This is a genomic window from Phormidesmis priestleyi ULC007 (genome assembly GCF_003003695.1).
In the GTDB taxonomy this organism is placed as follows: Bacteria; Cyanobacteriota; Cyanobacteriia; order Leptolyngbyales; family Leptolyngbyaceae; genus Phormidesmis_A; species Phormidesmis_A priestleyi_A.
Genome location: NZ_PVWG01000001.1, coordinates 203,244 through 224,960, shown reverse-complemented (window position 1 = coordinate 224,960; position 21,717 = coordinate 203,244). Strand labels below are relative to the sequence as shown.

Genomic DNA, 21,717 nt, shown 5'->3' with positions numbered 1-21,717 from the left:
AGTAGAGGTTAGAGCATAGAGATGAGCATGAAAAAACTATTGGTTACAGGCTCTTCGGGCTTGATTGGGTCTGAAGTTTGCACTTATTTTGCTAAAGAGGGTTGGGAAATCTGCGGCGTTGATAACAACATGCGGGCAGATTTTTTTGGCTCTGGTGGCGATACTCGCTGGAATCAACAACGGCTCGAAGCAGATTTGCCTAACTTTAGGCATTATGAGCTAGACATTCGCGATCGGCCGCAGGTGCTAGAGCTAATTGAGACGCTCAAGCCCGACGCGATCGTCCACTGCGCTGCTCAACCTTCCCACGACCTAGCGGCTAAAATTCCCTTCAAAGATTTTGATACCAACGCGGTTGGCACGTTAAATCTATTGGAAGCGACCCGATGCTATGCACCAAAGGCAGTCTTTGTTCACATGTCTACGAACAAAGTCTATGGCGACTCACCCAACGAACTACCCCTGACCGAGCAAGACACTCGCTGGGACTATGCCCAGGCAACACACTACGGCGGGATCACAGAACAATGCCGAATTGACCAATCCAAGCATTCTATTTTTGGCGCATCAAAAGTTGCCGCCGATGTCATGGTGCAAGAATATGGACGCTACTTCGACATGAAAACCTGTTGCCTGAGAGGCGGGTGTCTAACGGGGCCTAACCACTCTGGTGTAGAACTACACGGCTTTCTCAGCTATTTGGTCAAGTGCAATCTAGAAGGCAAGCACTACACCGTGTTTGGTTACAAAGGCAAACAAGTGCGCGATAACATTCACTCTTGGGATGTAGCCCGATTCATCCATGCCTTTATCCAAAATCCTCGACAAGGTGAGGTCTACAACTTGGGAGGCGGGCGCAACAATAGCTGCTCGATTCTAGAAGCTTTTTCCCTAGTTGAGAAAATCACGGGTCAGAAAATGGTCTATGACTATGTAGACCAAAACCGCGAAGGCGATCACATCTGTTATATCAGCGACCTGAGCAAAATTAAGTCCCATTACCCCGATTGGGATATCACGAAGAGTTTGCAAAGCATTTTTGAGGAAATCTGTCAAAGCTGGACTCAACGCCAGATTGTGAGTGTGAGGTAATTTGTAATGCTGGTTTTTGTTCAACCTTATGGACTCAACTCTCCGGGCGGCGGTCCTCGGATCTTTCGCTCTCTGCTGCAAGATTCACCCGTGCCATTTTTAAGTGTTTGCACGTCACCTCAAAGTCCACCACCTACTACGATCGCGCAAGAAATCCACTTACCCATTCGTCCTAGTTTGGGTCGAATTGAGCAAACTCGTTTAGGTCGATATTCTTATCTAATCGAGTCGCTGTTCGTCAAACAGTTTGAACAACAATTAAGCGATCTTTGTATGCAGCACCACGCAACGGGCATTCATGCGATCGCTCACTCGGTTGATTTTTGGTATGCCTACCGAGTTGCTCAACGATTGGGTCTGCCTTACTATCTAACGGTGCATGACGATCTTGCTTACGCGCTGCAAAATCGGTTAGAACAAAAATTTGGCATGGCGCATATTGGCGAAGCTTGGGCAAATGCAGCCGAGCGATTTGTGATCTCAAAAGAAATGGGGGAGGAGTATTGTCGGCGATATGGGCAGAGGTCATGGACGATCGTCACCGATGGACTCACCGACATTCCGGCGGTGGCGCTGACCCGTCCGCCTCAGCATTTAAGAGTTTACTTTATGGGAGCGATTCATCTCACCTATGAAGCAAACTTCTGTGCCTTGCTAGAAGCCCTTAATCGATTTCAGCAATCCCATTCAGATTGGTCTGTCTCGCTGACAATTCGAGGCGGAGTTCTGTTTAAACTCAACAGCCCAACCATTGCAATTAAGCTTTTGCCTTGGGGATCTCAAACAGAAGTCGCTAACGACTTAGACCAAGTAGATGCCTTGTATATGCCTTTGCCGTTTGGCAGTGAGACCGAAGCTTTCGTGAAGTATAGTCTCTCAACCAAAATGGTGACCTATTTAGGGAGTGGACTACCAATCTTGTATCACGGCCCTGCGATCGCGGCGGCAGGTCAACTTCTAAAAACACACAATGCTGCAATTCTAGCTCATTCCCTCGATCCTACAATCATCGAGCAAAGCATTGAAGCGGCCCAACCTCAGATCACGCAGATCGTTGAGAATGCACTGCAATTAGTGCGTTCTCAGTTCAGCTTAGAGGAGGTGCGATCGCGTTTTTGGAAACCCTTGCAGGCAGAAAAGGTGGCTATATGCTCCTGATCAAATCAGTTGGGTTAAGCGTTCTGCTATACGTTTTCAATTCCTTTGTTTCCCATTTTCCTAGCCATTTGCTTCGACGCTGGTTTCTGCGTCACTTCATGAAAATGAGTTTGGGGAAAAGTAGCTCAATTCACATGCGGCTGAGACTTTACACACGAGGTCAAATTAGCATCGGCGACAATTGTGTAATTGACCGCGATTGTCAACTCGACGGCAGGGGCGGGATCACGATCGGCAACAACGTCAACTTGGCACCTGAAGTCATGATTTTAACTGCCTATCATGATCCGGATAGCGAGTGTTTTGCTGGTATTGATAAACCAGTAGTGGTTGAAAATTATGCATGGATTGCGACACGAGCGCTGATTTTACCAGGAGTGACGATCGGACACCATGCGATCGTTGCTGCTGGTTCGGTCGTGACGAAAGATGTTTTACCTCACACGATCGTGGGTGGCAACCCAGCCCGACTGATTCGAGAGCGTAAAGGAAATCAGCAGTATCAACTAAACCATAGTCGCCTATTTCACTAGCTCGTTTGTGAGATCAAGAAATAGTTTTGTAACCTACCCCAATTCTAAAGATGGATTATGGACAAGATGAAACGACGTTTTAGCAAAAATCCCCTTACCCCTGAACTTTGTGAGCTTGTGAAACCCCTAATTCAGGTGTTGCCCGCAGGTCGAGGCACCGTGTTGCGTTGGCTAGGAGGAGTAAACTCTGACGCATCTTTATGGCAAGACAAAAAGCAGTATCGAACTTTTTATGATCGAGCCATTGATGCATACATTTGTGCAGACGTGGCAGATTTTAGCGGGCGACTTCACTACTTTACAGGGCGACATCAGGATCGACAAAACCAGTACGTAATTAAAAAGTATCTGAGGCAAGGAGATACTTTCGTAGATATTGGTTCAAATGTTGGGGTTCACACGATTTTGGCTGCTCAGATTGTTGGAGCAAGTGGGCAGGTTTATGCGTTTGAACCGCAGAAAAAGTTAGTTGAAATCATTCAAGCACAGCTAGTGATCAATAAACTAAAAAACGTCCATCTCTACTGGATGGGGCTAGGCGACGAACGCTCTGAACTCGTGCTCAGTAATCCTCTAGATTTCAATACAGGCACAGCAACCTTCAGACCGATTGTAGAATCTGAGCAGCACATCGATCGAGTTCAAGTTGAGCGTGGTGAAGACATTCTACCAGACTTGTCTGAGTCTAGAGTGCTCATAAAAATAGATGTTGAGGGTTTTGAGTTTAGGGTACTCAAAGGCTTGGAAAAACTTCTCAGCAGTCAGAAGATAGCTCTATTGGTAGAAGTTACCGATACCTGGTTACGAGAATTGGGATCATCAGCTTCCGAAGTCCATTGTTTATTAAAAAGCTATGGCTTTCGACCCTACTTAATTGAAAAAGCTGGATTTGGTTCTTATCGATTTGAAGAATCTACATCTGCTCTTAATCATCAGCATGACGTTTTATTTGTCAAACCAGAGTTCTTAAGCTCTATCTCATCATGAAGAATGTAACCTGTACAATTTCAATCGGTTTCTGGGAGCAAGAGTTGAGGTAGTTTTTATGAGTTCATTCAGCCCGCTTGTTTCTATCTGCATCCCAACTTATCAACGCCCTGACTTGCTGCATCAAGCAATCACGTCCTGCTTTGCTCAAACCTATTCAGAAATTGAAATAATTGTCTGCGATGATTCTAAGGATGATGCCTCTAAGCAGATGGTTCAGGGTTTAAACAAGTCAGAAAAAATCCGGTATTACCAAAATCGACCCGCTCTCGGACAAGCAGGAAACGTCAATCGATTATTTGATTTAGCACAAGGCGATCGCCTGGTTTTGCTGCATGACGATGATCTCCTGCTCCCCAATGCAGTTCAATCGATGTCAGACTGCTGGATCGATCATCCTAATTTGGTCGCCTGTTTCGGCAAACAGTCTGTCATCAACATGGCAGGTGAAGTGCTGCAAATGCCGTCTCAAAATCTGAATGACGGGTATTATCGCACTGATCAATATGCAGGATTGCAACCTTCTGCACTTTGGTCAGCGTTGGTTGCTCAATTTCCTAATGATGGCTACATGATTCTTACTGAGGTGGCAAAAACAATTCGCTATCGCGATACGGCGGATGTTGAAGATGTGTGTGACTACGATTTCAGCTTAAGAATCGCTGCTGCCCATACACCGTTTTTCTTCCTCAACCAATACACTGCAATGTACCGATTGACAGAAAGGGCTGTCTCTACGGGTAACAACCATAGTAATTTGGTTTATCAATTAATTGAGGCGCTCGATCTGCCCGAAAATCTTGAAGGAGTGCGTCAAGAGCTTCTTGAGCGTTATGCAAGTTCAGCAATTAACCGATGGTTGACGATTTCTGATAAAGCATCGGCCTACCGTGTTTACACCTCAAGTTCCTATCCCTGGTCGAAGCGTCTTTCGCTACGAGGGTTGACTCAGGCAATTTTGCTGGCTTGCCCCAACTTATTAAATCGCCTGTTGATCGACCAATTGAAAGGCAAGCAGTTGACTCCTTTTAAAGCTTAGTGGGGACGTGATGACCATCATTTCGATTGTGCCTCGCCTGCCACCCGCGATCGATGGTATTGGCGATTACGCATTTTGTTTAGCGAGACGAATAGAGCAAGACTTTGGAATTAAAACGCACTTTATTGTTGGAGATTGTGACTGGAGAGACATAGAGCCACTGGCTAATTTTTCAGTTGAGACGTTGAGCGATCGTTCTGCCAAGACGCTTCAAACTGCCTTGCTCAATCATCCACCAACCACCCCAGTCTTCCTGCATTACGTCAACTATGGCTACGCAAAACGTGGGTGTCCATGGTGGCTGATTGATGGGCTAGAGAACTGGAAGCAACAGGCTCCTGATATGCTGTTAATCACGATGTTTCATGAACTGATTGCCACTGAGCCGCCTTGGAGGTCAGGGTTTTGGCTGGCCCCAATTCATCAACAGTTGGCAAGTCGCGTCGCATGTTTGAGCGATCGCTGCATCACCAGTGCAGAACAATATGCAAGAACCTTGCAAACACTCAGCCAACAAAAACACGTTGACATCCCCTGTCTTCCAGTGTTTTCTGGCATTGCTGAACCTCAATCTGTTCTGCCTCTCTCAGCCCGTAAGAAGCAGCTTGTGATTTTTGGGCAAGCCGGAAACCGACGGCGCGTCTATCGTCATTCTCAATCGGTGCTGCATCAGATCTGCAATCGTTTGCAGATTGAGGAGATTTTGGATATCGGAATGCCAACTGGATTAGAGTTATCCACGATTGGTACCGTTCCTATCACGGCGTTAGGGAAACGACCCACCGAAGAAATCAGTGAGATTTTGTCAACCTCGATCGCAGGGTTTTTGCACTACTACAGTGGGCGTTTAGCCAAATCCACCATTTTTGCTGCCTATTGCGCTCACGGTTTACTGCCTATCTGCCATCGTCCTCATCCTGACAGTGATGGATTGCAAGCAGGACAACAGTATTGGACTTTAGACGTGGGTGTCTCTAGCTCAAGTGCTTTACAAGCGGTTGCAGACAGTGCCTACGGCTGGTATCAAACTCACCAGCTATCCACTCAAGCAAAAACTTTTGCGGATTGTTTCGCAACCCGATCGTTAGACAACAGCAACATTTAATCAGGTTCGCATCCACGCATGAATCATAAAACCGCAACCCTCTACAAACGTCCCTCAGCTTTCGCCGCGATCGGCTTAGAGCCTGCGGCCGCTTGGGCTATAATCCTAGCGTTTGTCTTGTTTACAAGCGTGTGTGTTTTCGCGCATCTAGGGAGTGTTCTGCGATTCAGTTATCCGTTAGGAGCCTTGCTCGTTGCGTTTCTGCTGCATCAGAAATATCCAATCCTCTACCTCGGTTTTTCATGGTGGCTCTGGTTTCTGACTCCTTGTGTGAGTCGTATATCTGACTTCTACGCAGGTCAGTTTGATGAGACTCGTCTGGTTCTATTAGCGCCCTACTTAGCAGTTTTGGTGATCCTCCCGCCGCTGCTACAACAGCTTCCAAAACTGTGTCGAGGAGACACGGTTCCTTATATATTGATGCTTGTTGGAATTGCCTACAGTTTTGGCATTGGAGCCGTTAATGGCTCACTGTTTAGCGTGGCAAAAACTGGGTTAGATTGGCTAATTCCAGTTCTATTTAGTTTCTATTTAGTTTTACATTGGCAGAACTATCCTGAATATCGAAAAAACACTCAAAGGGTCTTCTTTTGGGGCGTTTTGGTGACAGGTGTTTATGGAATTATTCAATATACGAGTATGCCCGCTTGGGACACGTTCTGGCTATCAGCCGTCATTGAAAAAGGTGCTGGCTCTTTCGGCAGTATTGACAATGAGGAGGTTCGATTATTCAGCACGATGAACTCACCCGGCCCCTTCGCTGTCTGGATGATGGCAGGGCTACTGATGATGCTAAGTGGACAAGGCGCTCAAGGGGTTCTGCAAATTCCCGCTTCCATAGCAGGGTACTTGAGTTTTATGTTGACGTTAGTCCGTTCTGCCTGGGGTGGGTGGATGTTTGGCTTAGTGGCATTGGGCACCTCCCTTAGCCCCAAATTTCAGTTGCGGTTAATTCTGATCGTCTTTGTCCTTGCGCTTGCAGTGATTCCCTTAACGACTATGGAACCCTTCGCGGAGGCGATCAACAGTCGCATAGACACTTTGTCTGACCTAGACAACGATACGAGTGCTCAAGTCCGCAGGGCAACCTATGAGGGATTGTTGAGTCAGGCTTCATCTAGTTTAACTGGATATGGAACGGGTGTTATACCAACTTACGATAGCGCCATTTTGGATCTGCTGTTCACCTTTGGTTGGATTGGCATGGTTTTTTATGGTGGAGGGTTGCTCTTACTGCTCCTCCGGTTATTTAAGGGGAATAAAGGTCGATCGGATTCCTTTACAAGCACGATTCGCGCGATCGTCCTAGCTATGTGTCTACAGCTAGTGTTTGGAAATGTCTTAGTGAGGGAGTCTGGAATTATTTTCTGGGGCTTCGTTGGTTTGGGTGTGGCTTCCCAAAAATATTACGACCATCAAACAGAAGGGAGTTAACGATGAAAATTGCAATGACTCATGTCGATTTACCCAATGAAGCAAAAGGAGGTGTTGCGGCTCAGTCTCACTATCTAGCTAATGTTCTGGTAGATCAGGGACACGAGGTAACAATGTTCACCTTTAGTCCTGTTTATGACGAGTGTCGTTATCAGGTGCATCAATATGCGATCCCTACGGCTATAAGACGACTGCGCCTACAATCATTTTTTTTCGCGGCTTGTCTTGCTCAAACTGACTTTTCTGAATTTGATATTGTCCATACTCACGGCGATAACTATCTGCTTTTTAGTTGCCATCCTCACTTACGGACGTTTCACGGTTCTGCGATCGATGAGGCAAAACATGCAGTCCGGCTGCGTCGTCGCATCTATCAAACTGTCATTGCCGGGTTAGAACAGGTGGGTTCGTGGGTTGCAGATGCCAACATCGGGGTGTCAAGGGCAACCCAGAGGCGCATTCCTGCTGTTTCGATGATCATTCCCTGTGGAGTGGATCTCTCTCGATTTCGCCCAGGTGAAAAGGCAGATTATCCTTGTGTTCTATTTGTAGGCACTGTGGGAGGACGCAAACGAGGTGCGTTTTTGGCAGACATCTTTGTGAGAGAGGTGCGATCGCGCTTTCCCAATGCAGAACTTTGGACTGTGGCAGACCAGCCGATTCAAGGCGAGGGGGTTGTTAATTTTGGCAAGGTTCCGCTCGAAAAAATTTGTGAGCTTTATCAGCGAGCCTGGGTGTTTTGTATGCCAAGCACTTATGAGGGGTTTGGTGTTCCTTACATAGAGGCAATGGCATCTGGAACTGCGGTGGTTGCCAGCCCAAATCTTGGCGCGTGTGAAGTGTTAGACGACGGTCAGTATGGAGTGTTGGCAGCAGACTCTGCGCTAGGTGAGCAGATTAATGATTTATTAGCAAATGAAACACTCCGATCTTCCTATGTAGCTAAGGGACTTTTGCGGGCTGAAGCGTTTGATTGGCAAGAGATCACTAAGCAGTATGAGGACATCTATCTGACGGCGATCGCTAAGTCAATGCAAAGTAAGCGTATTTAGCAAACACAGAAGTTGTTGTTGGGTATTTTGAACTACTTTTACGGCGTTTGTCTCGATCCTGCTGCCTTCTACCCTTTCAATCAGGCTGTATCACTGCCGTCAAATTGCGTGCTAAGGTCTCAAATTCCATTATTGCAGTGTATCAAATATGCTAAACACACTCCAGATCGGTATGGATTGGTTCCCTGAGCAAACTGGAGGACTCAATCGGTTTTACTATGACTGTACCCGCCACCTGCCCGCCGCCGGAATCAAAATGCGTGGTTTAGTTACGGGTTCAGACCAGGTTTTTCGAGAGTCTCACGGACAGATTCAAGTGTTTGCTCCGCAGCAGGTTTCGTTGCTGAAGCGTTGGCAAGGTCTACGATCGGCGGTGCAACAGGTGCTCAAAGAAGAAGATTTGCCTTTGGTCGTGTCGCATTTTGCGCTCTACGGGTTTCCCATTCTAAATTTAATTGGCGATCGTCCTTTAGTTGTTCATTTTCACGGACCGTGGGCGTTAGAAAGCCAGGTTGAAGGCTATTCCACTGTCAATACCTGGTTAAAGAAAACGTTAGAGCAAAAGTATTACCAACGTGCGAGTAAGCTAATTGTGCTTTCTACAGCGTTTCGTGATCTGTTGCATCAGTCCTATCAGATCCCCTACGATCGCATTCACGTTGTGCCACCTGGGGTCGATCTCGATCGCTTTGCGTTTAGCGATTCTAAATCAGAGGCGCGACTAAAACTTGGCTGGGAGTGCGATCGTCCGATTCTCTTTGCCACACGGCGACTCAAAAAACGTATGGGGCTAGAAAATTTGGTGAGCGCAATGCAGACGGTGCGACAACACCACCCAGATGCTTTGTTGCTGATTGCTGGGAAGGGAGAATTAGCAGAAACGCTACATCAGCAAATTGAATCTCTCGATTTAACCAATCACGTTCGATTGTTGGGGTTTGTCCCTGACGAACAGCTTGCACTGGCTTACCGGGCGGCTGATTTTTCGGTGGTGCCGACGCTTTCACTCGAAGGGTTTGGCTTAATCATGATCGAGTCTTTGGCATCGGGAACGCCTGTCATCGGCACACCTGTTGGAGCGATTCCAGAAGTGTTGCGTCCATTGTCTGCTGACCTGATGTTTGAGGGTTCTTCTACTGAACACCTGGCGCAAGGGCTGCTAGAAATTTTATCGGGTCAGCGATCGCTGCCTGATGCTGAGGCTTGCAGAGCCTATGTCAGAGATCACTATGCCTGGTCTGTAGTGGCTCAACAGATTAAAGTAGTCTACAGCAGTGCGCTTTCCGATCGAGTCCCATCTCTCGCGATCGGCGCGTCTCCTGAGACTAAAATCGTTTATTAGATACTTTCAGTGACGCTCATGAAGATTCTATTTTTAGACCACAGTGGGGTTTTAGGAGGTGCGGAACTCTCTCTGCTCGATATTGCTCGTTATCATCGGGATCATTGTCTGGTGGGGCTGATGGCCGAGGGCCCGTTCAAAACTCTATTAGAGCAAGAGCGCGTTCCGGTACAGGTGCTAACCAATCAATCGATCGCCGTTCAGCGAGACAGCAGTCTTTGGCAAAGTTTCAGCAATTTGCGACAGCTATTTCCTTTGATCGTTAAGATCGCGCAACTGAGTCGAGACTATGACGTGATTTGCACCAACACGCAAAAATCAATGGTGATTGGCGCGATCGCGAATCTGATTAGCCGTCGCCCTCTAGTTCACTATTTACGAGACATTCTCTCAGCCGATCACTTCAGTCAGGCAAATTTGCGGATTGTGGTTACGATCGCCAATGTCTGTGCGACAAAAGTGATCACCAATTCTAAAGCAACTCAAGCTGCGTTTGTAGCCGCAGGGGGCAGGGCTGAATTAACCGAAGTGATTTACAACGGGTTTCTGCCAGAACGGTTTAAGACCTCACCCACCCAGACTACACAACTCCGACAACAGCTTGGCTTAGAAGGGCGGTTTGTCGTCGGTAATTTTAGCCGCTTGTCTCCCTGGAAGGGGCAACACGTTTTGCTAGAAGCTTTGACGCACTGTCCTAACAATGTGGTAGCTCTGTTGGTGGGCGATGCGCTGTTTGGTGAACAGGAATATGTGGATCGCCTCCATCAACAAGTTGCAGAGTTGGGGCTGCACGATCGCGTCAAGTTTCTCGGCTTTCGGGCAGATGTGTCTGAGCTAATGAGTGCTTGCGATTTGGTTGCTCACACGTCAACTTCACCCGAACCGTTTGGTCGGGTGATTGTGGAAGCGATGCTGTGTCAACGCCCGATCGTGGCAACCGCAGCCGGAGGAGTCTTGGAACTGATCGAATCGAATCTAACGGGGTGGTTAGTGCCAGCGAATGATGCGGTGAAATTAGCGCATGTGATTAACGAGTGTCAAATTCATCCAGAAGCGGCGGCGGCGATCGCTCAACGTGCATACCAGCATGCAAGTCAAGCTTTTCACCTGGATGGAACTTGTCAGAAATTTGCCCAACTTTTAGCAAGCTTGGTGATAGAGGATCTGTCTCCTTATGACAAATTGAGCAATGGAGCAAAAATTCTCTAATAAATCCGCGATTTGGCGGTTTCTTGCTTCTGTCTCTCTTAAAATTAAAGTTAAAGCGTTATTTCTTAAATCCTTTTCACTACCCAAAAAGCCTACGTTATGAAGATTTTATTCTTAGACCATAGTGGAGTATTGGGAGGCGCAGAACTGTTTCTACTCGATATTGCTCGACAGTACCGAGATTCTTGCTTAGTTGCGCTGATGGCAGAAGGTTCGTTCCAGGCCCGTCTAGAGCAAGAACAAATTCCGGTGCGGGTGTTGAGCAAACAAGCGATCAGGGTGAACCGAGGCAGTAACGCTTGGCAAAGTTTTACGAGCTTGAAGCAAATTGTGCCTTTAGTTTTGGAGGTGTTGAAGCTGAGTCGAGACTATGATGTGATTTGCACCAATACAGCAAAAGCGCTGGTTGTGGGAACGATCGCGAGTTTTCTCAGCCGCCGTCCGTTGGTGCATTGTTTGCACGATATTCTCACTGCGGAACATTTCAGCCTAATTAACTTCCGACTAGTTCCTATTTTGACCAATTGGTTTGCGGAGCGAGTGATTGCCAACTCAAAAGCAACACAAACGGCTTTTGTGGCGGCAGGCGGTAAGACAGAACTCACAGAAGTGATTTACAACGGTTTTTTGCCAGAGCGATTTCAACAGTCACCCGAAAATGCAACACAGTTACGGCAGCAGCTTCGACTGGAAGGGCGGTTTGTCGTCGGTAGTTTTAGCCGCTTGTCTCCCTGGAAGGGGCAACACGTTTTGCTAGAAGCTTTGACGCACTGTCCTAACAATGTGGTAGCTCTGTTGGTGGGCGATGCGCTGTTTGGTGAACAGGAATATGTGGATCGCCTCCATCAACAAGTTGCAGAGTTGGGGCTGCACGATCGCGTCAAGTTTCTCGGCTTTCGGGCAGATGTGTCTGAGCTAATGAGTGCTTGCGATTTGGTTGCTCACACGTCAACTTCACCCGAACCGTTTGGTCGGGTGATTGTGGAAGCGATGCTGTGTCAACGCCCGATCGTGGCAACTGCCGCCGGGGGTGTGGTGGAGTTGATTGAGCCGGGGGCGACTGGGTGGTTGGTGCCGGGCAATAATGCTGAAAAGTTGGCTGAGGTGATCAATGAGTGCTATGCCGATCCCGATCTGGCGGCGGCGATCGCTCAACGTGCCTACCAGCATGCAAGTCAAGCTTTTCACCTGGATGGAACTTGTCAAAAAGTTGCCCAAGTTTTAGAGCGTGTGGTGGCTGATCAAGCGTTAACACCGATCCAAACTGGCACAGTTTTGTAAGCTATTGTGCTTACGTCAGTGAAATTGTGTGAACTAACAGTAAAGTCCTTTAGCAGGTGATGCCAAACCCGGTGAGATTGCCTAATATGTTAGGAGATGCGTGTCATAGACAAAAGTGACACAATCAGGGAAAGCAACTAGTTTACCTGGTGCTTACACCTAAGACGATAAAAGTTTTTAAGAAATCAGGGCTAACGTGCATTTCCAGGCTACCAGCATCGGAAGACTCTCGACTCAGGCTGGAGCAAACAATGGCAACATTAAACGCGATTGTTTTTTGCTCATCTTTTACTCAAAGATTTCCAGCCCTGTCTTGAGAGCGGTAGCCTACTAGGTTCTGTTCAGACTGCTTCCGAATGAACGCCCCTAAACGTTAGTAGGTTAAATCAATGAAATCAAAGACAATGTTTTTCGGGGCAGCCGCGACCGCGATCGCCCTATCTGCTGCCACAGTTTCGGCATCCCCCGCTCAAGCCCTTAGCATCACTCCTGGTAGCGTTCTCAGCATTAGTGGAAATGTTCAAGCTAATCCCAACAACACTGCCCCAACTCAGTTTGAATTCTCCTCTGTCGCAGGCAATCTGCTAAAGACTACGATCGGTGCTAGTAGCAATGGTAGCTTTGCTGGCTTGGGCGGAACCGAGCCTTCAATTCAAAACCTCACTTTAAGCGCGCTTGGAGGTAACCTCTTCAGTAGTGCTCCAGTGACTAACTTCATCACCAACATTGGAGGAGGCATCAGCTTCGATCTCACAAAGTTCATTTACAACAATAGTACTTCGAGTGCAACTTTTGAAGGATTCTTTAGAAGTGGTGCTGACTCCATTGCTGCGAAGGGTGGTCTGTTCACGTCTCAGCTAACTAACTTTAACCCTGCCACCTATTCTGCATCAATTGTTGCAATTCCAACGCCTGCACTGTTGCCAGGGTTGATTGGTTTAGGTATGGGTATGCTCCGCAAGCGCAAGAAAGAGATGGCAGCAGCGAACGCTGAAGCCTAGTCTTTTGTGCCATTGGCACCGAGTTGAAAACTCGTCTGCTAGTTAAGGATCGTGAGTCAAATAAAACTGCACATTGTTCGGGCTACGTTTTAGCCTTTCGCCCTCATCCCCTAACCCCTTCTCCCCTAGGAGAAGGGGAACCAGAATCTTACTCCCTCTCCTTGGGGAGAGGGTTGGGGTGAGGGCAAATCCGGGTCTTATTTAACCCGTGTTCCTTAAACACCACGATCGAGCCAGGAGTCAGACACTTCACAGACGCATTCATTGTTGCCTTTCTGAAGCGTCTGCTCCTCGATCGTTCATGGTCAGATGTTGAGTTTTGGCGTTTCTTCAAGTTTTCCATAAGTATCCGGTTTGTCTCTCAACGGGTTGAATTAAGCTCCTATCTAGTATTGAATGAGTTGTTGTAACTTCTATGACCACAGTTTCTTCTCAAAGTTTTGCCCCTGCTTATAGCTCTACAGGGTTGTGTCGCATTGTCGGGGTCGCCTGCATTGCCGGATTCATTTTCGATGTGTTAGCGCTAGTGATTCCGCCTGCATTTGGAAATATTGAGTGGCGGCTTTCTTTGTTTCAGCAGGTTGGTGATCGCAGCATTATTCTACTGTTTGGTTTAGCGCTGCTGATGTATGGCAGCTTAGAATCGCGACGTTTACGCAAGCGGTTAGCGATCGCCTGTCTGATTCTGGGCGTTTTGTTCAATCTTGCCTGTGTGCTGGTGATTCGCGACGGGCTGGCTTTTCAAGAGAGAGCAGTCAACACGATTAGCGCTCAAGCCTCAACGCTGCAAAATCAAATTCAAGCAGTCCAGCCTGGCTCAGTGCAGGGCAAAGTCAAAGTCACCCCAGAAGACATCCAAAAAGCCTCTCAAGCCTTGACACAACAAGCTTCCACACTCAAACAAAATGCCAAAACTGGAATTGTCAAAACCAGCCTTTCGAGCATTGGCAACTTAGTGATTGTCGGCATAGCACTCATTGGCTTGGGGCAATATGGCAATCGTCCATCTAAAGCTTAATCAATCAGAAGTCGCTGCCGGGGCAACCCAACCTTGGGGGAAGATCTTTGGACGATCGCCCCTCAACAATTGGTTGCAATTAGACGATCGCCATAGTGAACACCTATCAGGTTATGATCCAGCAAAAAATTCAACGAGGCGTTGTTCGGCTAGCCCAATTTAGTTCCTGCACGCCTCATCATCGCATCGTTACCTTTGGTCTGTTGATGGGGCTGTTTTATCTACCCGATTGGCTCAAGGTTGCAGTCGATACATGCCTACATGGGTCGTCAAACATCCTCTTTAATCTTGGCTTTCTCTATTTGGGACTCGACCATTTATGGAAACACCGCAAATCGGTGAACCGCATGGTGGTTTCTGATGAAGAGCGGCTGACGGGCTATCTCATTATTTTTGGGAGTGCCGCGCTCTTTCCGGTTTGCTTCTCATCGGTTTCGCTAAGAGCGCTCCTCTGGGCAGTGATTTTGATTGGCATTGCCTATAGCTCTTGGGGCATTCGTTTTTTCAAAATCTATGCTGTTCAAAGTATTCTCATTTTAGTTAGCCTTTACCCAGATTGGACTTACGCGCTCCGAGAGGTTTGGAAAATGATCACTCCCGCTCACTATCTCGAAAATTTGATGGCTTGGGCGGGTAGCTTGGCACTGCAAGCGATCGGACAACCTGCGATCGCAAAAGAATTCATCATTGAGTTGCCAGCCGGAGCCGTGCAGATTGGGTTTGTGTGCAATGGGTTTGAGATGGCGGTGACGATGGCGGGGGCAAGCTTGCTGATGGGGCTGTGGCTCAAGCAAAGTCGCCTGAACACGATCGCGATGGTCGTGGTTGGCGTGATGTTAGCCCTGATTTTCAACATTCCTCGAATTATGCTGTTGACGATCGCGTCGGTTTATTGGGGCAAAGATTCGTTTGATTTCTGGCACGGCACCTGGGGCGGACAGATCTTCTCGACGATTTTGTTCACGGTCTACTACTACTTAGTAATGTGGATTATGAATCAACAAACTGTAAAAGAGTAGATAGAGGGCACGACATATCGTGCCCCTACCCCACGCGCCCTTCCTGCACGGGCATGGCATTGTCCCTTATGCGGATCTGTCACCTAAAATTAATTAGTATCACTTAAAATTAATTAACCTGAGTTCGGGATAAGAAATCGCCAGAAGTCCTGATTTTCCGTGCCTTGCTGCTATGCTCCACATCAGGCTCTTGTCAATAAGCCTCACAATTGAGAATATTCTTAATAGTAGGACTTATTGAGAAAAGATTACTAGCTGGTTGTTTGGCTCAAGCTACTTGCAGTGGGGATTTCAGCCTTCGGCTTAACCCGAACTCAGGTTAATTAGTATCACCTAAAATTGCACTGCACGTCAGGCGATCGTCTACTAAAAATCAATCGCACAAATTACGATCGCTGTTGGGGTGACTTTGCAAATAGTTTTGCAGTCGATCGCAGCCTTGCTTTAACAGGTCGTCTAAATCTAAGTTCGACAAAACTACGCCTTGACGATCGCTGCTGCTGATCAGAGTTTTGCCATCGGCGCTGAAGTTAACGCTTTGAATGCGATCGCCCTGTCCGCTCAAGGTTTTGAGTAGCGAACCATTTTGGGTATCCCAAAGTTTGAGGGTCGTGTCGGCGCTACCAGACGCAAGAATTTGGCTATCTGGGCTAAAGCTAAGGCTGGTGACTCCATCACTGTGCCCGGTGAGTGTCTGGCTGGGAGTGGCTTCTTTGTTAGGTGTGACATCGCCAAGTGTCCAAAGTTTGATGGTGTTGTCCCAACTGCCAGACGCGATCGAGTGTCCATCTGGGCTAAAGGCGATCGCCGCGATCGCGAGTTGATGTCGTCCGACTACGATCGACGCGGTGCTGTCTGGATACCAAAGTCTGAGGGTGTTGTCATAGCCTCCAGATGCGAGGAGTCGCCCATCTGGGCTAAAGCGCACGGCGGTGATTTCGTCGTCGTGTCCTTTGAGAGTGCCTGAGAGTGAGCCGTTTGCAACATTCCAGAGTTTGATGGTTTTGTCGGCGCTGCCAGATGCCAAGAGTTTGCTGTCGTTGCGGAAGCTGAGAGCGGTGACACGATCGCGATGTCCTGTTAGCGTTCTGATTCGCGATCCGTCTGTAACATTCCAAAGTTTGATGGTTTTATCGGCGCTGGCAGAGGCTAAGATGCCATCAGGACTGAACTCTACCGCCGTAATGGTGGAGGTGTGTCCTTTTAAGACGATCGCTAATGGTTGAATGGTTCCGTTGCTTCGCCTCCAAAGCTGAATGGTTTTGTCATTGACTGCGGCGATCGTTTGACCATCTGGGCTAAGACTGGTGACAGACAATCCACTGTTGAGTGGCTTAAGGTTAGAGACACTCCAAAGCCTGGCGGTTTTGTCGGTGCTGGCAGTCATCAAAATGGCTCCATCTGGGCTAAAGCGAATCCGGGTAATCTCGTCCGAGTGGGCGGCGGTTCCTTCATTGCGCGAGGTGCTGATCGTGTGCAGCAAGGCTCCATCTAAGCTCCAAAAGTTAACGGTGCCATCTGCTCCAGCCGTCGCCAGCGTTTTTCCTTGAGGATGAAAGCGAACGTCATTTACTTGATCGAGATGTCCTTCAAATGTTTGTAATAACTGCCCGGTGAGTGACCAAAGTTTTGCCGTTTTGTCTGCGCTGGCAGTAGCGATTAGTTTGCCATCAGGACTGAATGTGGTGGCGGTGATGCGATCGCGATGCCCCATAAAACTTTTCAGTAACCGATCATTTTTGCCGTCAATTTGCCAGAGTTTGACGGTGCCATCTTCTCCGGCAGATACTAAGATTTTGCCATTAGGACTAAAACGAATGCTGTTCACCCAGCCTTTGTGACCTTGCAATGTTTGGATTGGGATGTTGCGATCGAGTCGCCAAAGTTTAATCGTGCCGTCTCGACTCGCGCTGGCTAATAATCGACTGTCAGGGCTAAACTGAACATCGGTTGTCCAGTCTTGATGTCCACTAAAGATTTTTAATAATTTTCCGTTTTGATTCCACAGTTTGATTGTTTTGTCTGCGCTTGCAGTTGCTAAAGTTTTGCTATTCGGACTGAAGACGACTGTGTTAATGCGTTCCTGGTTTTCTATGTTTCTAATCCAGGTGCCATCATCTCGCCATAGTTTTATAGTTTTATCGTTGCTTGCTGTAGCGATTAGTTTTCCATCGTTACTAATATTGATATCGTTAACTTTCTGGCTATGTCTCTCTAGTCGGTTGAGTTCTTGAGTGTGAGCAAGTGCTTGTTGCAGTGTAGTGATCGCCTCGATGCGAGAGTCAATCGCAATCGGATTCCAGACCCGATCGATTTGTTTGATTTGCCGTCCTGCTTTGACTCCTGCAATCAATGATTCTAGCTGATGGTTAGACGATAGCAGCGCGTCAGATGAGGCAGCTAAAGCTTCGATTGTTCGGAGTTGGGCACTGCGCTGCTGCCAATAGGCAAATCCTGCTAATCCACAGGCGGCGATGCCTAATGACCCAATCACGATCGCTGTTATCTGTGCTTTGCGGAGTCTGCGTTTGATTTCATTCTGTTCGCGTTGGCGCTCGTTAAAACAGGCTTCAATAAATCGCTGCGTATCTGCCGGAAGCTCGTCGGTGTATTTGACATAGAGTTCTTCGGCTTGGGCCAGTCGAATGCCTCGCAACAAAAAATCGGGTTGTCGATCGCTCTGCTTCCAGTGCAGGGCAGCTTGCTCGATTTGACGCTGCGATCGCAGTCGATTACGATTTTCTTCTAACCACCAGCGCAGGGTAGACCAATAGCGAATTAGGATTTCGTGGGCCACCTCGATCGAAACGTCGGTGAAAGAAGTGTCAAGCGTGAAGTCGGGGTTCTGTGGCGGTGCTCCTTTGCTGTGTGCGTCTAATTCATCGAGTCCGATGACGATCAGTTTGGCGGTTGCGAGGGCTTGAAGAGTGCGATCGACCAATTCTACCGGATATTTCTTCACTACCAAATCGGCTTTAGACACCCGACGACGAGTATCTTCGGTGCCTTCTCCTAGCTGCGTGAGTGATAAGAAAATCCAACGAGCGCAGGCTTGAGCATCCGCCTCTAAACTGTCATAAACCGCTTGGGCTTTCCGTTCTAATGCGCCCCGCAATCCGCCAATTTGTTGCTGATAAGCTTGTAGAGTTAGTGTGCCCGATCGACGTTGTTGCCACAGTTGTTCTAATACAAATTCTAATAAGGGCAAGTCTCCGGCACTGTGGTCAAGTTCTTGCAAAAGGACTTCGACTAACCCCGATTCGACCTGCAATCCGACTTGTTCGGCAGGACGAAGGATCACTTCACGGTAATCATTTTCGGTCAAATAAGGCGGTACTAAAACGCTCGATCGCTGCAAAATAAGCGCCAGTTCAGGAATTTCTAAACAGGGCGAAATGAAGTCTGCACGGAGCGTCAGGATTAACTTAAAGCGATCGCTGGCATAGTTCACAGCACCCAAAATTAGATCTAAAAATTGTTGGCGATCGTCAGTTGCTGCTAGAGTAAATAGTTCCTCAAATTGATCGATCACGAGAACAACTACAGGTTCGGGGCGCGATCGTAGCCAATAAACAAAGCCTTCTGTCCCTTGGTGCAAGATGCCTTCAATTTGCTGCTGTTGAAGAGTTTTTTCTTTCTCGGTGCCAGCGTCTACTAGTCTACGAGAAAGGGCTTCTAAAGGGCGATCGCCCGGACGCATTTGCCCAATCCACCACTGCTCACTGCTGGGAACTTGCTTTCCTTGTCGCAGTTGCGCGATTAATCCGGCTTGTACGATCGAAGATTTGCCACTTCCCGATGCGCCGACCACTGCCAAATAAGATTGGTGACTGACTTCTTGAATCAACTTGCGAGTCAGACCTTCTCGTCCGTAGAAGTATTTAGAATCATCTTCTGAAAACGCCCTCAACCCCATATAGGGGCAGAGTCCCAGGTCAAAGCCTGCGGTTTCAGGGCTGCGCGATCCAACTCGTCCGGGCAACACTTCGATCACGCCTTGGGCACCTGACAACCAAACGTGTAGCGGCAATTCTCCTGCTAATGCGATTTGAAGTTGCGCGATCCAACCTGCGGCAGGAAGACCGATTTGACGATCGCCCACTTTCAACGTTTCTAACAAGATTTGAGCAAATTTTTCGGATTCTGTTGCCGGAGAAGCTGCCGCGATCAGGCATTGTCCTTGGTTGTTGCCGAGTTGCAACTCTTCAACCCACTCCGTCAGAGAAGTTGCGCCGGGGCAGTCTAACACCACAATTTGTTGTGCCATTTGAGAGCGACGTAATTCTTGCCGCAGCCACGATCGAGCAATCCGAGTGCCATCGCCTAGAATTAGCCAAGAATCGCCTTCGGTGGTTTCTTCGATCCGTCCCCGCAAGTAGAGTAGAGCAGTGGTGGAAAGCCTGGGGAGAGGTTCCGCAGATTTTAGGCAGGTTTGAATCGCCTCACGCACGGCTGACCAATCTTTGCCCGGTTGGGGATAATAGTCCAAATCAAAGCCGCCTGCGTTGTGAAGTACCTTACTTAAACTCAGCGTGGTTTGCTGGCTAGGAAGTCCTTCAATCACCAACGCTTGACGGGGATTTTGAGGAGAAATCGCTGCCGATCGTACGCCTAAAATCAATTCACCAATGCCCTCAACAATGCGTTTTGGCGTTTGCATTGGATACTCAATTTGAAGCTGAGTGTCGCCGCGACTGCGCTTTTGTTGATTGATTAATCGCAGTTGTTGATTGGTTTTATCGATATATTGCAGCGTTTGGTGATAGACATATTTATAAAGTCCGTCTGCCTCGATCGTGCCCTGAGCGTCTGCCGCCTCACCGCGCAAACCCCGCATCAGAAAGTAAGTAAACACCCCATGTCCCAATTCGGGGAACTCCCAAGATTGTTGAGCACGATCGCACGACAACAGCGCATAAAACCCCTGACTTTGAGCGGCACGTTGTCCCAACACGTTCATCATTTGGGCGGTGGGATTCGACAATATCGACTGTCCTTTCGCACTTCTTAGCGTCATGCCTCCACTGTGGCAAGCATCTAGCCAAATCACTTGCTGACGGGCGGCACATTGCCCCAACAAATTCAACAATTCTGCAACCGCGAACCCCGTTTCTAACAAGCGATCTTTCTGAGTATCTGCCAGACACAACACTGCTTGCTGAGTCCGATCGTCTAACACGCCATGTCCCGAAAAGTAGACTAGCACAGTGTCTTGAGGCTGCGCGTCTGTGACCATCTGTTGCAGCGTTTGCCGCACCGATTCTAGTTTGGGCACGTCTGCCCCAAAATCATGATGAGTGCGAATTTCTCGTTGAGGAAACTCTTGGGTTGCCTCGGTGAGCGCATCGGCTAATCCCTGACAGTCGAGGGCAGGATATTGCAGCGAAGGTAGATGAGTATCTTGGTAGTGATTGACCCCGACCAGCAGAATCCACAGTTTGGCTTTGCCAGTTTCGAGGGAAAGGGTGGGTCGGCTAATGGCGCGGGGCATAGTCAGAGGGACAAGGGACGAAGGATGGGATTTACTTACGATCGATGCCATAAGTGTAGTCAAACAATTGAGCAACCTGGCGACGCAGACCTGCCGGAGGATAAAGTTTTGAAGTCAGCTTGGTGGTTGCATATTGGTCAGCACTAACTACAACACGACGAGCTTCGGCTTGAGAAAGTTGCCCTTGTTTAAACCCGTTGATCACCTGCTCTAAGCCTTTGCTATAGTCCATAATGTTGTGAAAATCAAACTGAGGCTGACTAGCGCTAGATTGAACAGATTCGGTTTGGGGAGCAGCGGCGATCGTGGGCAGTGAAATCGGCGCTTGTAGTGTCAACACATATACACTATCGGCAGGAAGCTGCACAATCCGAATATTTTTAGGCGATGTCATGCCACTGAGAATGCCGATCGCGCCACCAATCATCCCGCCTTGATCAAAAGCAGAAGCTTTACGTGATTCGGGAGCCGTTGCCCCCATCACCGCCCCAAATAGATTACCCAATACACCGCTATTTTCACGAGCGCGATCGGCACCGCTCTGCTGCGTAATCGTGTTACCCGGAATCACCGCACTCGCGGCTTGAATTGCCACAATCTGACCTCTAACCACAATGGATTCTGCCACAATTTTTGCGCCGCCGTTTTCTGGCTTGAGCTTGATCGTAACAGGCGTATTCATGGGTACGACTTCATTGCCTTGCAAATCCAGCAACGGCTGTGCGAGGGGCACCGTCATCGGATAGTCTTGCTTTTGCCCCACATCAACCGTTACAGCCGCCGGAAGCTTGATCACCACACCCGCCGTTTGCGGAATCATCGAACCCTGGCGAGTGGTCGTAGTCGTGGTGGTAGAGGTGCTGACGATGGCTTCAGAGGCAACCGCAGGCAGAGCAACGGGAGTGGAAACAGAGAGCAACAAAGCCAGATTTAACAGAGTGCGAACGTTCATCGGG

The 21,717-nt window shown here is 48.3% G+C and carries 15 protein-coding genes and 1 pseudogene; 14 read left to right on the top strand and 2 right to left on the bottom strand.

All coding sequences use genetic code 11. The annotated features are described in order from the left end of the window. Nucleotides 1–27: 27 nt before the first annotated feature. The 14 genes and pseudogenes from C7B65_RS00990 to crtC all read left to right on the top strand — a co-directional run bounded on the left by C7B65_RS00990 (nt 28) and on the right by crtC (nt 15,270). Complete coding sequence (locus C7B65_RS00990; protein WP_181314309.1) at nt 28–1,092, top strand: NAD-dependent epimerase/dehydratase family protein; 1,065 nt, start codon at nt 28–30, stop codon at nt 1,090–1,092. Between the two features lie 6 nt (nt 1,093–1,098). Further along, on the top strand, nt 1,099–2,250 hold the full coding sequence (locus C7B65_RS00985) for a glycosyltransferase family protein (protein ID WP_073069043.1): 1,152 nt from the start codon (nt 1,099–1,101) through the stop codon (nt 2,248–2,250). Next, nucleotides 2,241–2,735: pseudogene (locus tag C7B65_RS00980) on the top strand (acyltransferase); the annotation flags it as partial. The gene C7B65_RS00985 and the pseudogene C7B65_RS00980, both read left to right, overlap by 10 nt. Before the next feature lie 114 nt (nt 2,736–2,849). Further along, the gene (locus C7B65_RS00975; RefSeq protein ID WP_181314307.1) at nt 2,850–3,770 is read left to right on the top strand and encodes an FkbM family methyltransferase; all 921 of its coding nucleotides are present in this window, start codon (nt 2,850–2,852) and stop codon (nt 3,768–3,770) included. A 58-nt stretch (nt 3,771–3,828) separates the two neighbouring features. Next, complete coding sequence (locus C7B65_RS00970; protein WP_073069040.1) at nt 3,829–4,809, top strand: glycosyltransferase family 2 protein; 981 nt, start codon at nt 3,829–3,831, stop codon at nt 4,807–4,809. A 10-nt stretch (nt 4,810–4,819) separates the two neighbouring features. Then, nucleotides 4,820–5,914 carry a hypothetical protein gene (locus C7B65_RS00965; RefSeq protein ID WP_073069039.1) on the top strand — a complete coding sequence of 365 codons (1,095 nt, stop codon included), beginning with the start codon at nt 4,820–4,822 and terminating at the stop codon, nt 5,912–5,914. Between the two features lie 18 nt (nt 5,915–5,932). Continuing rightward, a complete protein-coding gene (locus tag C7B65_RS00960) occupies nt 5,933–7,348 on the top strand; it encodes a hypothetical protein (RefSeq protein ID WP_073069038.1) in 1,416 nt (471 codons plus the stop codon). Between the two features lie 2 nt (nt 7,349–7,350). Continuing rightward, nucleotides 7,351–8,400: a glycosyltransferase family 4 protein gene (locus C7B65_RS00955; protein ID WP_073069037.1), complete on the top strand. Its 1,050-nt coding sequence runs from the start codon at nt 7,351–7,353 to the stop codon at nt 8,398–8,400. Nucleotides 8,401–8,572: 172 nt separating this feature from the next. Then, nucleotides 8,573–9,742 carry a glycosyltransferase family 4 protein gene (locus tag C7B65_RS00950; protein ID WP_073069036.1) on the top strand — a complete coding sequence of 390 codons (1,170 nt, stop codon included), beginning with the start codon at nt 8,573–8,575 and terminating at the stop codon, nt 9,740–9,742. An 18-nt stretch (nt 9,743–9,760) separates the two neighbouring features. Next, on the top strand, nt 9,761–10,951 hold the full coding sequence (locus tag C7B65_RS00945; protein WP_073069035.1) for a glycosyltransferase: 1,191 nt from the start codon (nt 9,761–9,763) through the stop codon (nt 10,949–10,951). A gap of 99 nt (nt 10,952–11,050) precedes the next feature. After that, nucleotides 11,051–12,232, top strand: a complete 1,182-nt coding sequence (locus C7B65_RS00940) for a glycosyltransferase family 4 protein (protein ID WP_073069034.1) — start codon at nt 11,051–11,053, stop codon at nt 12,230–12,232. A gap of 389 nt (nt 12,233–12,621) precedes the next feature. Further along, the gene (locus C7B65_RS00935; protein ID WP_106253881.1) at nt 12,622–13,233 is read left to right on the top strand and encodes a PTPA-CTERM sorting domain-containing protein; all 612 of its coding nucleotides are present in this window, start codon (nt 12,622–12,624) and stop codon (nt 13,231–13,233) included. Between the two features lie 415 nt (nt 13,234–13,648). Then, nucleotides 13,649–14,251 carry an HpsJ-like protein, cyanoexosortase C-associated gene (hpsJ-C, locus tag C7B65_RS00930; RefSeq protein WP_073069032.1) on the top strand — a complete coding sequence of 201 codons (603 nt, stop codon included), beginning with the start codon at nt 13,649–13,651 and terminating at the stop codon, nt 14,249–14,251. Nucleotides 14,252–14,364: 113 nt separating this feature from the next. Beyond that, the gene (gene crtC / locus C7B65_RS00925; RefSeq protein WP_073069281.1) at nt 14,365–15,270 is read left to right on the top strand and encodes a cyanoexosortase C; all 906 of its coding nucleotides are present in this window, start codon (nt 14,365–14,367) and stop codon (nt 15,268–15,270) included. A gap of 373 nt (nt 15,271–15,643) precedes the next feature. On the opposite strand, the gene C7B65_RS00920 is transcribed toward crtC, so the two are convergent. Together C7B65_RS00920 and C7B65_RS00915 are read right to left on the bottom strand one after the other, a co-directional pair. Next, entirely contained in the window at nt 15,644–20,761 is a 5,118-nt protein-coding gene (locus C7B65_RS00920; protein ID WP_073069031.1) for an nSTAND1 domain-containing NTPase, read from the bottom strand. 31 nt (nt 20,762–20,792) lie between these two features. Further along, a complete protein-coding gene (locus C7B65_RS00915) occupies nt 20,793–21,713 on the bottom strand; it encodes a hypothetical protein (protein WP_073069030.1) in 921 nt (306 codons plus the stop codon). Nucleotides 21,714–21,717: the final 4 nt, after the last annotated feature.

Excerpts from the sequence above, each read along its gene's own strand:
- C7B65_RS00970 (WP_073069040.1), top strand. The coding sequence starts at position 3,829 with ATGAGTTCATTCAGCCCGCTTGTTTCTATCTGCATCCCAACTTATCAA.
- C7B65_RS00990 (WP_181314309.1), top strand. The coding sequence starts at position 28 with ATGAAAAAACTATTGGTTACAGGCTCTTCGGGCTTGATTGGGTCTGAA.
- C7B65_RS00940 (WP_073069034.1), top strand. The coding sequence starts at position 11,051 with ATGAAGATTTTATTCTTAGACCATAGTGGAGTATTGGGAGGCGCAGAA.
- C7B65_RS00965 (WP_073069039.1), top strand. The coding sequence starts at position 4,820 with ATGACCATCATTTCGATTGTGCCTCGCCTGCCACCCGCGATCGATGGT.
- C7B65_RS00920 (WP_073069031.1), bottom strand. The coding sequence starts at position 20,761 with ATGCCCCGCGCCATTAGCCGACCCACCCTTTCCCTCGAAACTGGCAAA.
- C7B65_RS00960 (WP_073069038.1), top strand. The coding sequence starts at position 5,933 with ATGAATCATAAAACCGCAACCCTCTACAAACGTCCCTCAGCTTTCGCC.
- C7B65_RS00950 (WP_073069036.1), top strand. The coding sequence starts at position 8,573 with ATGGATTGGTTCCCTGAGCAAACTGGAGGACTCAATCGGTTTTACTAT.
- C7B65_RS00975 (WP_181314307.1), top strand. The coding sequence starts at position 2,850 with ATGAAACGACGTTTTAGCAAAAATCCCCTTACCCCTGAACTTTGTGAG.
- C7B65_RS00985 (WP_073069043.1), top strand. The coding sequence starts at position 1,099 with ATGCTGGTTTTTGTTCAACCTTATGGACTCAACTCTCCGGGCGGCGGT.
- C7B65_RS00955 (WP_073069037.1), top strand. The coding sequence starts at position 7,351 with ATGAAAATTGCAATGACTCATGTCGATTTACCCAATGAAGCAAAAGGA.
- crtC (WP_073069281.1), top strand. The coding sequence starts at position 14,365 with ATGATCCAGCAAAAAATTCAACGAGGCGTTGTTCGGCTAGCCCAATTT.
- C7B65_RS00915 (WP_073069030.1), bottom strand. The coding sequence starts at position 21,713 with ATGAACGTTCGCACTCTGTTAAATCTGGCTTTGTTGCTCTCTGTTTCC.
- C7B65_RS00935 (WP_106253881.1), top strand. The coding sequence starts at position 12,622 with ATGAAATCAAAGACAATGTTTTTCGGGGCAGCCGCGACCGCGATCGCC.
- hpsJ-C (WP_073069032.1), top strand. The coding sequence starts at position 13,649 with ATGACCACAGTTTCTTCTCAAAGTTTTGCCCCTGCTTATAGCTCTACA.
- C7B65_RS00945 (WP_073069035.1), top strand. The coding sequence starts at position 9,761 with ATGAAGATTCTATTTTTAGACCACAGTGGGGTTTTAGGAGGTGCGGAA.